The sequence below is a fragment of the Castellaniella sp. genome (genome assembly GCF_034007085.1).
Lineage (GTDB): Bacteria > Pseudomonadota > Gammaproteobacteria > Burkholderiales > Burkholderiaceae_B > Castellaniella.
In genome coordinates this window covers 1-12,085 of sequence record NZ_JAVERO010000060.1, presented here as the reverse complement: position 1 = coordinate 12,085, position 12,085 = coordinate 1, and the positions used below count along the sequence as shown (strand labels likewise).

General features: G+C 63.9%; 15 protein-coding genes. 8 read left to right on the top strand and 7 right to left on the bottom strand.

The window, feature by feature from the left end; genetic code table 11:
* The first annotated feature begins 149 nt into the window (after window positions 1-149).
* Window positions 150-482, top strand: coding sequence for a flagellar hook-basal body complex protein FliE (gene fliE, locus RBR29_RS07055; protein ID WP_320348259.1), 333 nt, complete (start codon window positions 150-152; stop codon window positions 480-482).
* A gap of 76 nt (window positions 483-558) precedes the next feature.
* On the opposite strand, the gene RBR29_RS07050 is transcribed toward fliE, so the two are convergent.
* From RBR29_RS07050 to RBR29_RS07025, 6 genes are all read right to left on the bottom strand, one after another.
* Window positions 559-894, bottom strand: a complete 336-nt coding sequence (locus RBR29_RS07050; protein ID WP_320348258.1) for an EscU/YscU/HrcU family type III secretion system export apparatus switch protein — start codon at window positions 892-894, stop codon at window positions 559-561.
* Window positions 875-2,143, bottom strand: coding sequence for a flagellar hook-length control protein FliK (locus RBR29_RS07045; protein ID WP_320348257.1), 1,269 nt, complete (start codon window positions 2,141-2,143; stop codon window positions 875-877). The genes RBR29_RS07050 and RBR29_RS07045 overlap by 20 nt, the downstream gene beginning before the upstream one ends.
* Before the next feature lie 21 nt (window positions 2,144-2,164).
* Window positions 2,165-2,500 carry a flagellar protein FliT gene (locus RBR29_RS07040; protein WP_320348256.1) on the bottom strand — a complete coding sequence of 112 codons (336 nt, stop codon included), beginning with the start codon at window positions 2,498-2,500 and terminating at the stop codon, window positions 2,165-2,167.
* Window positions 2,501-2,513: 13 nt separating this feature from the next.
* On the bottom strand, window positions 2,514-2,945 hold the full coding sequence (gene fliS / locus RBR29_RS07035) for a flagellar export chaperone FliS (protein ID WP_320348255.1): 432 nt from the start codon (window positions 2,943-2,945) through the stop codon (window positions 2,514-2,516).
* 6 nt (window positions 2,946-2,951) lie between these two features.
* Window positions 2,952-4,334, bottom strand: coding sequence for a flagellar filament capping protein FliD (gene fliD / locus RBR29_RS07030; protein ID WP_320348254.1), 1,383 nt, complete (start codon window positions 4,332-4,334; stop codon window positions 2,952-2,954).
* An 86-nt stretch (window positions 4,335-4,420) separates the two neighbouring features.
* Window positions 4,421-4,831 (bottom strand): flagellar protein FlaG, encoded by a 411-nt coding sequence (locus RBR29_RS07025; protein WP_320348253.1) that lies wholly within the window; start codon window positions 4,829-4,831, stop codon window positions 4,421-4,423.
* Window positions 4,832-5,092: 261 nt separating this feature from the next.
* On the opposite strand from RBR29_RS07025, the gene RBR29_RS07020 reads away from it, so the two are divergent.
* From RBR29_RS07020 to trmD, 7 genes are all read left to right on the top strand, one after another.
* Entirely contained in the window at window positions 5,093-5,845 is a 753-nt protein-coding gene (locus RBR29_RS07020) for an RNA polymerase sigma factor FliA (RefSeq protein WP_320348252.1), read from the top strand.
* A gap of 107 nt (window positions 5,846-5,952) precedes the next feature.
* Window positions 5,953-6,363: a hemerythrin domain-containing protein gene (locus RBR29_RS07015; protein ID WP_320348251.1), complete on the top strand. Its 411-nt coding sequence runs from the start codon at window positions 5,953-5,955 to the stop codon at window positions 6,361-6,363.
* A gap of 226 nt (window positions 6,364-6,589) precedes the next feature.
* On the top strand, window positions 6,590-9,217 hold the full coding sequence (gene alaS / locus RBR29_RS07010) for an alanine--tRNA ligase (RefSeq protein WP_320348250.1): 2,628 nt from the start codon (window positions 6,590-6,592) through the stop codon (window positions 9,215-9,217).
* 13 nt (window positions 9,218-9,230) lie between these two features.
* The gene (locus RBR29_RS07005; protein WP_320348249.1) at window positions 9,231-9,482 is read left to right on the top strand and encodes a sulfurtransferase TusA family protein; all 252 of its coding nucleotides are present in this window, start codon (window positions 9,231-9,233) and stop codon (window positions 9,480-9,482) included.
* Window positions 9,483-9,590: 108 nt separating this feature from the next.
* Window positions 9,591-9,851, top strand: coding sequence for a 30S ribosomal protein S16 (gene rpsP / locus RBR29_RS07000; protein WP_320348248.1), 261 nt, complete (start codon window positions 9,591-9,593; stop codon window positions 9,849-9,851).
* A 24-nt stretch (window positions 9,852-9,875) separates the two neighbouring features.
* Window positions 9,876-10,499 carry a ribosome maturation factor RimM gene (rimM, locus tag RBR29_RS06995; RefSeq protein ID WP_320348260.1) on the top strand — a complete coding sequence of 208 codons (624 nt, stop codon included), beginning with the start codon at window positions 9,876-9,878 and terminating at the stop codon, window positions 10,497-10,499.
* Between the two features lie 7 nt (window positions 10,500-10,506).
* A complete protein-coding gene (trmD, locus tag RBR29_RS06990) occupies window positions 10,507-11,286 on the top strand; it encodes a tRNA (guanosine(37)-N1)-methyltransferase TrmD (protein WP_320348247.1) in 780 nt (259 codons plus the stop codon).
* On the opposite strand, the gene RBR29_RS06985 is transcribed toward trmD, so the two are convergent.
* Window positions 11,265-12,085: PIG-L family deacetylase (locus RBR29_RS06985; RefSeq protein ID WP_320348246.1), on the bottom strand; the 821-nt coding region annotated here is incomplete at its 5' end. The two genes, trmD and RBR29_RS06985, sit on opposite strands and share 22 nt — an antisense overlap.

The following is a 12,085-nucleotide window of genomic DNA, read 5'->3' as shown; positions in this document are numbered from 1 at the left end:
GTTTGGGCGTGTCCCGCAAACCGCAGAAGTGCCCACCCTTATCCCCGCTATTGTGAGGCTTGCCGGCCAGAGGCAGGCCGTATAGTACATCGTCGGCATGCCGTGTCATTGTCGGCTGCCTGTTCTGCCTTTCATTCGAGCCGTTCGCCATGATCACTTCCCAGGCCCTCGCCAGCGTTGAAAACCTGCTTGCCCAGATGCGTGCCGTAGCGCGCGAATCCCAGGGCCTGTCGGCGCAACCGGTCGCAGCTTCCGAAAGCGGTGGCTTCGCAGCCGAATTGGCCCGTTCCCTGAATCGGGTGTCCCATGCGCAGAACGCCGCCAACGCCCAGGCGAAAGCCTTCGAAATGGGCGATCCGGATATTTCCCTGAGCAATGTGATGATCGATCTGCAAAAGGCCGGCCTGGCGTTCCAGGCGTCGGTGCAGGTCCGCAATCGTCTGGTGGACGCCTACAAGGAAATCGCCAATATGGCGGTCTGAGGGGCGCGTCCGGATCGGTCTTGGCAGTGGCGGGCTCGATGGTTTCGGCCTTGCCCGTCGAAAACGATAACGATAACTATCCGCCAGGTGCTTTTGGAGTGGCCGGGGCTTCCCCTTCGGCAGGGCGCCGCACGACGCCGCCTTCGGTATCCAGGGCGTACAGCCAGGCCAGCAGTTCCGCGATGGCCACGTACAGCCTGGGGGGGATGTGCGCATCCAGGTCCACCTGCATCAGCAAGCCGACCAGTTCCGGGGATTCATGCACGTACAGGCCGTGCTCTCGCGCGGTTCGCACGATGGTATCGGCCAGGGTGCCGTAGCCCTTGGCCACGACCCGGGGCGCGGAATCCGCCGGGTCATACGAGACTGCGACGGCGCTGGGACGGTGGGGATCAGGGTGCGGTGGTTTCATTTTCCCGGTCATTCGGCTCGGGGGCAGCTGGAACGTCGTCATGGGTCTGGACGGACAGCTGGCTGGCTCGCAATCCCTGAGCCAGCAGTCGTGCGCGCAGTGGCTCGATGGCCTGCCCCAGCCGATCGGCGGATTGCGGGGCCGTCAGCCGCATGACCAGCTGGTCACCGGACAGGCTCAGGCGCGCCTGCACGTCTCCCAGGGTCGGCAGGTGCAGGTTCAGGCGCGTGGACCAGTGGTCTTCCTGGAAATCCCGGTCCTCGGTGTCGTCTTGCGGCCGACGGCGGACTTCCCAGTGCATGTCGGCCCCTGGCCAGGCTTCGCCTTGCCAGATGAAGGCCTGATTGGCCAGGACTTCGAGTTGCTGGCGGACCAACAGTTGAAGCTGTGGATCGATGCCCGGGACAGTGGTGGCCTGGGGCTGTGTCTGTCCGGCCGCCGTGTGGGCCGAGGTGGCCTCTGGTGCTGCGCCACTGCTCGCTGCGGCGGGAGAGGCGGATGTGGGGGTGGCCGGGTGGGGAGTCTGAAGGAGTGAGCCAGGGGCTGGCTGGGGCGGAATGCGGCTTTGTGGTTCCTGTCGCAGTGCCTGCAGCGTGGTCTTGCCCGAGGCCAGTTGTGCGAGGTGGGATTCGTAGAACAGGCCGCTGGTCTGTATGGATTGCGACAGGGCCTGGGCAAACCGGGCCGCCAGGGCGCCAGGTTGTCCCAGTGAAGTGGCCAGTTGGGCCCACGATGGGGAAAGAGCGCCCGCCTGGGTGGGGAGCGGTGCAGCGGACGTGGGCGTGCTTGCGCTGCCTGGCGGTCCAGCCATGTGGCCGCCGGGTGGCGTGTTGCCGGCATTGGGCAGCAGTGGTGCTCGTCCGCGCACCGCCTGGCCGTCGTGGGGAAACTGGTTCAGCAGGGCAAGGATGATACGGGCGGCGTAGCCCAGCGTGGTCGGGGCGGACTGGGTGGAGCCGTGAAAAGTCGTGCTTCGGCCCAACAGATTGTCCAATCGCATGTCCCGCACGGCCTTGCCGACAGCGGCTTGTTGGCGCCCTTGCTGGCTGGCTTGGTCGACGGCTTCCCGGGGATGGCGCTGGGTTGGATTCTGCAGTGCGCTGGGGTTTTCGGGGTTGGCCGGTTGGGGGACGGCCTGGGGGCCTGCGCCGGAGGCGATGTTGGCCTGCTGGCCCAATGTGGTGCCCAGCACGGCGTCCAGGCGCTGGATCAGCAGCGTGCCGAGGTTGGAAGGGGCACCGATGCTCATGGCCGTGGGGTTCCTGGGCGCCTAGTGCGGGCGCACCGTACTGTAGTAGGCTTGCAGGACCGTACGTTGCCGCTTGAATGTGCCCAGCAGATGACTGAGGCGTTCGAGTTCGGGAGAGATCAGCTGGCGGATCCTGGCGTCATTGTCCAGGATCTGGGTGAGCAGTTCGCGCCGGGCGGTTTTCTGTTCGTCGCCCAGCGGGTCGAGCGCCTTCAGGCGCTCGACCGCAGCCTGGTAGCGGGTGCCGAGCGCCACCAGATCATCCCATTTCTGGGCTTCGGCCTTGATCAGCATCTGGCCGGACAGGTCGGCGATTTCCTGGTAGTACTCCAGGATGGAGGAGTGCGGCGTGCTCAAGGGTGGGTTCCGGTCAGTGGCTGGGGGGAGGATCGCTGAACTGGGGGTCGACGGCCGTGTGCCAGGCACCAGCCAGATCGATCAGCATTTTTTCGGCTGTATTGAGCTTGTCTTCGTCGCTGTGCAGATTGGCCTGCATCAGGTCGCGGATGATGAGTTCGTAGGATGCGATCAGCAGGCGGGCGACCTCGCCGCCGCGTTCGGTGTCCACACCGGCTTTCAGGCCCGAATCGACGATGTCGATGGCCTTGGACAGGGCCTTGCCGCGTTCTGCGATATTGCCGTTCTGCAGGTGGTGGCGCGCCTGGGAAATGGCCTTGAGCGCGCCCCGGAACAACAGCGAAATCAAGCGCTCGGGAGAAGCTCCGAGCACTTCGGTTTCGAGCCCGATGTTGGTGTAGGAACCGGTAGCGCGGGCAGAACGGGAACGAGGCGCGTAGGTCATGGTGGGTTATTTGCCGCCCTTGCTGCTGTTGAGCGCGCTGAGCTGTTGCGACAGATAGCTGCTCAGAGAGTTCATCTGGCTGACCATGGCATCCAGCTGGGTGAACTGGGCGCGGTAGGTTTCCATGCGCTGATCGATGCGCTCGGAGGTGGCCTCGTACTGTTTTTTGATGTCGGTGATGGTCTTGTTCAGGCCGTCGGTGGCGGTGCTGAACAGGCCGCCGCTGCGGGTGAAGGTTTCGGCTGTGGTGTCGACGCGACTGCCGATGCCGGTGCCGCTGGTGAACAGGGATTTCACGCCATCGAGGTTTTCGGACAGCGCCTTGCTGAGCTTGGCGTCATCGATCTTGAGTTCGCCGGTCTTGGGGTCGGTAGTGATGCCGATCTTCGATAGCGTGGTGCTGTCGGTGGCGTCAAACGCGCCGGAGATCGCATCGCGCATGCGGGTCTGCACCGAACGGGCCAGTGAATCGCCAGTCAGGGGGCTGGACGGGTTGTCGGCGCCGACCGTGTATTTCGTCAGCGTCCCGACGGTGTTCAGCAGGCTGTTGTAGGCCTTGACGAAGTCCTCGATGGCCGTCTTGGCTACGCTGTCGTCCCGGGTCAGGGACAGGCTGGTGGCGCTGGTCGTGGTCTGGTTCAGGGTGAGCTTGACGCCGTCGATCACGTTTTCGACCGTGTTGCTCTGGCTGGTGACCGAGATGCCGTTGATGGTGAATTCGGCATTGGAGGCATCCTGGACCGTGACGCCCGCAGTCGAGCCGCCGCCGGCGTAGCCCAGGAAGGCATCCAGATCGGCATTGCCGTCGACCGTGATGTTGGTGACGGCATGTTGCGTGCCGGTTTCGCGGCTGGTGAGCAGCAGGCGGTACTGGCTGCCGGGCGTGCCATCGTTGACGATGGTGGCATTGACCCCGATGTCGGGATCGGCGTTGATGGCGGTCACCAGATCGTTCAGGGACGTGCCCTTGCCGTTCAGGTCGATGGCTTTTTCCGTGCCGTCGATGGTGATTTTCAGGGTGCCGCCGCTGCCGATGTCGGTAGTCCGGTCGGCGCGCCCGGCGTAGACCAGGGTCTGGGCCGAGGCGAGCTTGTCAACCTGGATGGCGTACTGGCCAGGGATGGCCGAACTGTCGGCCGTCGCGGAAATGGCATCCGAGCCGGATTTCACCGCCACGGCGCCAAAGGATTCGGCCTTGCCGACATCCTGGGCCGCTTTCTGGAGCGCCTCGACGGAGGCTTTCAGCTTGCTGTAGGCGGAGAGCTTGGCCTCGGCCGCTTTTTGCCGGTCCTGGATCGTGTTCAGGATCTGGCTTTCGTTGGTTTTCAGCTTGCTGAGCAGTTCCGTCAAGGGCAGGCCGGATAGGCCGAGAGAAGAGACTGATGCCATGGTGTGATTCTCCGTTCAGCCATTATGCCCTGGTCGGGCAGTGGCAAAAGAGGGGTAAGGGGCGAGATCCTGTGTCAGTTTGTCGATCAGGCCTGGGTGTCCACCCCAGAGCCCTGGAGCTGGACGATCATTTTGGCGACGCGCAGGACGGCCTCGGATGGAATGGTGCGCAGGACGTCGCCGGTTGCGCTGTCGATGATCGAGACGACCAGGCGCTGGGCGTCTTCATCCATTTCGAAGCGCATGCCAGTGGACCAGGCCTTGAGGCTGTCGTTGACGGACTCGAGGGCTTTTTCCAGCGAGGACTTGGGCGGTTCGATGGGCTGTCGCAGGCCGAGTTCGCGCGAATCCGTCGATTTGTCGAAACGGCCGGATTGTGCGCCATCGGTCGGGGTGACCTGGGCGACCGGGTCGGGTTGAGCCGGTGCTCGCTCGGATACGGGAGCTGCCAGACCCAGGCTTGAAGTTGCCAGTTGGTTTCCAATGGAATGAATCATGCGTGCTCCTGTCCGGATGGGCGGATTCTGGGCAGGACGTGCCCGGGGCGTGTCTCCTGGGGGGCGGGTCCTGGATCCTCAGTCTGGCATAACGGCGCTGTTCGGCGAAACTTTAGGGCCGCCGCCCAGGCGCAGGATCAGACCCCGGCGCAGAGGCGCGCGTGCGGGAAATTCCCAGTGGAAAGGCGTGTTTCTTTTAGGAACGTCCCGGGCGTTCCTGGTGCATACTTGCATTTTATGATGTGTTTCACGGATTGTGCGATGCCTCTTTCCGAGGACCAGTTGATCGCCCGTCATGCGCCGCTCGTGCGCCGGCAGGCCCTGGCGCTGATCGGCAAGCTGCCGGCCAGTGTCGAACTCGATGACCTGATGCAGGCCGGCATGATGGGGCTGCTGGATGCGGTGCGGCGCTACCAGCAGCAGGCCGACGCGCAGTTCGAAACCTATGCCATTACCCGCATCCGTGGTGCCATGCTGGACGAACTACGCAGCCAGGATTGGCTGCCGCGCAGCGTGCGGACCAAGGCGCGCAGCATTGAAGACGCCATCCAGGCGTTGCGCCATCGCCTGCTGCGTCCGGCCACCGAGGCTGAAATTGCCGAAGAAATGGGCCTGAGCCTGTCTGATTACCAGACATTGCTCGAAGAGGCACGCGGCGTTCAGGTGCTCATGTACGAAGACCTGGCGCAACACCGGGGCGATCAGGACGGCGAAGGCGCGCTGGATGCCGTGGCAGGCGCACGCGATGGCAATCCCCTGGACTGGCTGACGCGTGAAGGCCTGCGCGCGGCGCTGATCGAGGCGATCTGCAACCTGCCGGAACGCGAGCAGCTGCTGCTGTCCCTGCAATTCGAACAGGACCTGAACCAGAAGGAAATCGCGGTCGTCCTCGGTGTGTCCGAAGGCCGGGTGTCCCAGCTGCGTTCCCAGGCCGTGGCACGGATCCGGGCCTGGATGTCCAGCCATTCCTGGGAACTCGACGCCGATATCGACGACTACGAAAATCTGCTGTAGGCGGCGCACGAGACGCACGCAGTGTGCTTGAGGTGGCAATAAGATTCATTTAATATATATCTTATGCGGCACAGACTGCCGAATCCCAATGGCGAGGGAATCTCATCATGAACATCGATCGCTTCAAGCATCAGCACGTCGAAATTCTCAGCGGTATCAATCAGTTGCGTCGTTTGTCCCATCAGGGGATTGCCGATCATGCGGTGGATATCGCTCATGCATTGAACATGCTGGCGCGTGTCGTGATCCAGCATCTGGCGATCGAAGACCGCATCCTGTATCCCTCGCTGGAGCACAGCGGCAATGAACGCATGGCGCGCATGGGCGCGACCTATCAGGGCGACATGAAAGGCATCGCCAACGGGTTCATCAATTTTTCCCGGCGCTGGGCCAATGCCACGATGCTTACGCGCAACCCCGAGGGTTTTCGCGCCGAGGCCAATACGGTGCTCAAGCAGGTGCACGACCGGATGCTGCGCGAAAACCGAGAGTTCTATCCGGCCATCGAGGCAATGTAGATGCGTCCGGGCGCGGATTCGCCCCCGCAGGGTGTTTCGTGCCTGACGAATCCGAACCGCTTGCAAGCGGTGAGATGGGCAAGCCATGCGGCAGAACGCCCGAATCCGCAAAGGCATGCGATGCGAGCGCTGGTTCGGAGGCTTCCGGGTCCGCTGCGGGCGCTTGCGCCGTTCGTGACATCAAACGCATATAATGGCCGGCTAGTTTCCCCCAGCGGTCACACGAATGAAAACCTCCGAGATCCGTCAGAAATTCCTGTCCTTTTTCGAGTCCAAGGGACATCAGATCGTCCCTTCCTCGCCGCTGGTGCCGGGCAATGATCCGACGTTGCTGTTCACCAACGCGGGCATGGTCCAGTTCAAGGACGTTTTCACCGGCAAGGATACCCGGCCCTATCTGCGGGCAACCACCGCGCAGCGCTGCGTGCGCGCCGGGGGCAAGCACAATGACCTGGAAAACGTGGGCTATACCGCCCGCCACCACACGTTTTTCGAGATGCTGGGCAATTTCAGCTTTGGTGATTATTTCAAGCGCGATGCCATCACATACGCCTGGACGCTGCTGACCGAAATCTATGGCCTGCCCAAGGAAAAGCTGTGGGTGACCGTCTACCAGGAAGACGACGAGGCCTATGACATCTGGGCGCAGGACATCGGGGTGCCGCGCGAACGCATCATTCGCATCGGCGACAACAAGGGCGCGCGCTACGCCTCGGACAATTTCTGGCAGATGGCCGATACCGGGCCGTGTGGTCCGTGTTCCGAAATCTTCTATGACCACGGCCCGGACATCTGGGGCGGTCCTCCGGGTTCGCCCGAAGAAGACGGCGATCGTTATATCGAAATCTGGAATCTGGTGTTCATGCAGTTCGAGCGTGACGCCCAGGGCGTGATGCATCCACTGCCCAAGCCCTGCGTCGATACCGGCATGGGGCTGGAGCGCATTGCCGCCGTGCTGCAGCACGTCCATTCCAATTACGAAATCGACCTGTTCCAGAACCTGATCCGCGCAGCGGCGCGTGAAACCGGCTGTGCGGATCTGGCCGACAATTCCCTGAAGGTCATCGCCGATCATATCCGTGCCTGTGGTTTCCTGGTGGTCGATGGTGTGATTCCCGGCAACGAGGGGCGTGGCTATGTGTTGCGCCGCATCATCCGGCGTGCCTTGCGGCATGGGCACAAACTGGGTCAGAAAGGCCTGTTCTTTCATCGGCTGGTCGCCGATCTGGTCGGGCAGATGGGCGATGCCTACCCCGAACTGGCTGCCCAGCAGGCCCGGGTCGAGCAAGTCCTGCGCCAGGAAGAAGAACGCTTCGGCGAGACCCTGGAAAACGGCATGCGCATCCTGGAATCCGCCCTGGCCGCCTTGCCGGCGGGTCAGGCGCTGGACGGCCAGACCCTGTTCACCCTCTACGATACGTATGGGTTCCCGGTTGACCTGACGGCTGACATTTGCCGTGAACGTGCCATTGCCGTCGATCTGGACGGCTTTGAACAGGCGATGGCGCATCAGCGCGAACAGGCGCGCGCCGCCGGCAAGTTCAAGGCTGCGGCTGATCTCAGCTATGACGGCGTGGCGACGCGTTTCGACGGCTACGACCACCTGGAAGGCCAGGCCACCGTCACGGCCCTGTATGTGGACGGTGTTGCGGTGCCGTCGATTGCTCAGGGGCAGCAAGCCGTGGTGGTGCTGGACGCAACACCGTTCTACGCCGAATCCGGGGGGCAAGTGGGCGATACCGGCGTGCTGGCCGGCACGTCGGCGCAGTTCCGGGTGGCTGACACCCAGAAGATCCAGGCCGATGTGTTTGGCCATCATGGCGTTCTGGATCAAGGGGCGCTGGCTGTGGGTGACACCGTGCGGGCGCAGGTCGATGCTGGCCGCCGCGCCGACACGATGCGCAATCACTCGGCGACCCATTTGATGCACAAGGCGTTGCGCCAGGTGCTGGGCGACCACGTGCAGCAGCGTGGTTCTCTGGTCGATCCGGACAAGACCCGATTCGATTTTGCCCATGATGCACCGCTGACTGCCGACCAGATCGCGCAGGTAGAAACCATCGTCAACGATGAGATCCTGGCCAATCAGGCGGTGCAGGCACGGCACATGGCCTATGACGAGGCCGTGGCGGGCGGGGCCATGGCCCTGTTCGGCGAAAAATACGGCGACGTGGTGCGGGTGCTGGACATCGGCTTTTCGCGTGAACTGTGCGGGGGCACTCACGTGGCGCGCACGGGGGACATCGGTCTGTTCAAGATCGTGTCCGAAGGGGGTGTGGCGGCCGGCATCCGCCGGGTCGAGGCCATTACCGGGCGCAACGCCCTGGCCTGGGTCCGGCAGACCCGGAGCACGCTGGACCAGGCGGCAGGGTTGCTCAAGACCCAGCCGGCCGAGGTGCCTGATCGCATCCATGCCTTGCAGCAGCAGACGCGCCAGATCGAACGTGAACTCGCGCGCTTGCAGGACAAGCTGGCTGCGGCTGCAGGCTCCGACCTGCTTGATCAGGCGGTGGATGTCGCTGGTGTGAAACTGCTGGTGGCGCGGCTGGCGGGCGCAGATCCCAAGGCGTTGCGCGGCATGGTCGATCAGCTGAAATCCAGGCTGCCGGGGGCGGTGATCCTGCTGGCTGCCGCATCCGATGACAAGATCAGCCTGGTGGCTGGCGTCGATCCATCCCTGACGGCGCGCGTCAAGGCGGGCGATCTGGTGGGTGCCGTGGCCGCCCAGGTGGGTGGCAAGGGCGGCGGCCGTCCAGACATGGCCATGGGGGGCGGGTCCGACGTCGGCGCCCTGGATGGTGCTCTGGCTGGCGTGCGGGCCTGGGTGACCGAGCGGCTCGAAACAGCAGCGTAGCGCCGGGGGATTGATGAACATGACGGGGGATACGCCGCGCGCGGACGAGGAAATCGATGCCCGGGGGCTGAACTGCCCCCTGCCGATCCTGCGCACTAAAAAGGCGCTCGCCCGGCTGGACAGTGGCCAGGTGCTGGCGGTACTGACCACCGATCCGCATGCGGATCGGGATTTTCAGGCATTCTGCCAGCAGACCGGCAATGTCCTGCTGGCCCAGCACATGCGTGACGATGCCGTCCAGGTGCATTACGTGCAGCGCCGCTGAGGTGTTTTTTCTACGGTATCCGGGGTGTTCTTGTCTGCAACGATTGCGGATACGGCCTTTCTGATGCTAAAATTTTGCGTTTTTCACAGCATTTTCAAAGGATTATCAATGGTTGTGATTCGTCTGGCCCGCGGCGGCTCGAAGAAGCGTCCCTTCTACAATGTCGTTGCTGCCGATTCGCGTGATCGCCGCGATGGCCGTTTCATCGAACGCGTGGGTTTCTACAATCCCGTGGCCGGTGAAGGCCAGGAAAATCTGCGCCTGGCCCTGGATCGCGTCCAGCATTGGGTGGGCCAAGGGGCTCAGCTGTCCGATACGGTTGCCCGTTTGGTCAAGGAATATTCCGCCAAGGTCGCATCCGCTGCTTGATTGCGATCTGCCGTGTCGGCGATGATGGCCGATTCTGCATTTCTGGATGCTGTGCCGCCCAATGACCTGGTCGAGGTCGGTCGCGTGGTCAACGCCCATGGAGTGCGTGGCTGGCTGAAAATCCTGCCGCATTCGCCTCAGGCGGATGCCTTGGCAGGCGCATCGGTCTGGTGGTTCAAGGCGCCCGATCCCATGTTGGGATCGGGCGCCTTGGCGCGTCCCCGCGCCCTGAAAATCCGCGCCTGCCGGCGCCAGGGGGGGCAATTCCTGGCAGTCCAGGCCGATGGGATCAGCGATCGCAATATGGCCGAAACGCTGCGGGGCCATACGGTCTGGGTGTCCCGGGCATCATTCCCGGCAGCAGCCGAAGACGAATATTATTGGGTCGATCTGATCGGTTGCGATGTTCATGGCCTGGGGGACGATGGGCCCCGGCTGCTTGGCCGTGTGGATCAGGTGCTGGACAATGGCGCCCATGCCATTTTGCAGGTGATGCTGGGTGCGCCGGATGCCGATGGCGTCTTCCAGCCATTGACCGACGCGCGGGGCCGGCCGCGCCATGCGCTGGTGCCTTTCGTGGCGGCGCACGTCCAGTCCGTGGATCTCCAGGCCCGCCGCATCGACAGCGATTGGCCGGCAGATTTCTGAGTCCGGCATGCGCTTCGATCTGATTACGCTGTTTCCCGACATGTTTTCCGCTGTGCGTGATCAGGGCGTCAGCGGCCGCGCACACGCCCGGGGGATCTGGGCGCTGGAATGCTGGAACCCGCGCGATTACACGACGGATGTCCACCGCACGGTGGATGACCGCCCCTATGGTGGTGGGCCGGGCATGGTGATGCTGGCTGAACCCCTGACACAGGCCGTCGAGGCCGCTCGCGCAGCCCGCTTGCAGGCCGGGGTCGACACCCGGGATGCGCGAGCGCCGGTCGTGCTGCTTTCGCCTGCCGGACGGACGCATGACCAGGCGCGTGCCCGGCGCTGGGCGGCGGGCACGGGCGCCATCCTGATCTGTGGCCGCTACGAAGGCATCGATCAGCGCTTCATCGACTGTTGTGTGGACGAGGAGGTGTCGCTGGGGGATTTCGTGCTGTCGGGGGGGGAACTGGGCGCCATGGTTCTGATGGATAGTGTGGTGCGTCTGTTGCCCGGGGTGCTGAACGATGCGGAATCGGCAGCGCAGGATTCCTTCAATCCCGCCCTGGATGGCTTGCTGGACAGTCCTCACTACACACGGCCCGAGATCTGGCGCGGCAATGCCGTGCCCGAACCGCTGCTGTCCGGCCACCACGCCCGCATCGCAGCCTGGCGGCGAGCGCAATCCCTGATGCTGACAGCAGCGCGCCGACCCGATCTGATCGAGCGTGCGCGCGCATCGGGCACGCTCGATGCGTGCGACGAACGGATCCTGGATCAGGGGCCGGATCGAGCCTGAGCAAGGCCGGTCCGCAGCGGCGGGGCCGCGATCCTGACGTAGTATTGCCGCTCGACCCAGGCGGCCTCTGGGCCTCTGGGCACCGAGCAGTCGATACCGGGCGGGCAGGTCAAGGGATCGTTTTTCGCGTAGCGCAGGTAGATCGCCGTTTTGCGGGCTGTCTGGGCCGCATCCAGGTTGGCCTGCAATGCCTGGCTGGGATAGTTCAGGTAGGCGGTGTGGGAATACGTGCCCGGAACGAGTGCCATGGCGGCCACGACCAAGCGGGCGCCGGCGATGTGGTCGGGGTGGTCGTGTCCGGCGCAGCGCCAGCACAGCGATCGGTAGGGGATGGTGATCGTGGGGTCCATCAGGCGGATGTCCTGGGGGTGCTCCTGTCGGATCAGGTCGGCCAGCAGCTGGATCAGTTCGCTGCGCGTATAGATGTCCGGATAGGGGGCATAGGATCGCACGCGGGCGTGGGGCACGGATTCTACCCGGCTCAGGGGCGTCAGGCTGCCCCAGCCGGCGCCCAGCCAGGGGTCGGGCAGGCGCAGCATGATGAGCTGGATTCCGGGCTTGGCATGCAGGCGGTGGCGAATCAGGGTGTGCGAACCGACTTTCAGGCCGTCCGTGTCCCAGGCATCGGGTGTGCCGGCCATGGTGGCGTAGGCGGCCTGTATGCCTCGCTCACGCGCCAGGGCATAGTCCAGCCCCTGGCCTCGGTCGCCAGCCGTCAGATAGGCCGTATGGACGCACCGGCCCTGGCGGATCGCATCATCCTGGTCGGGGTTCATGAACAGCAGGTCGTCGTCAGGAT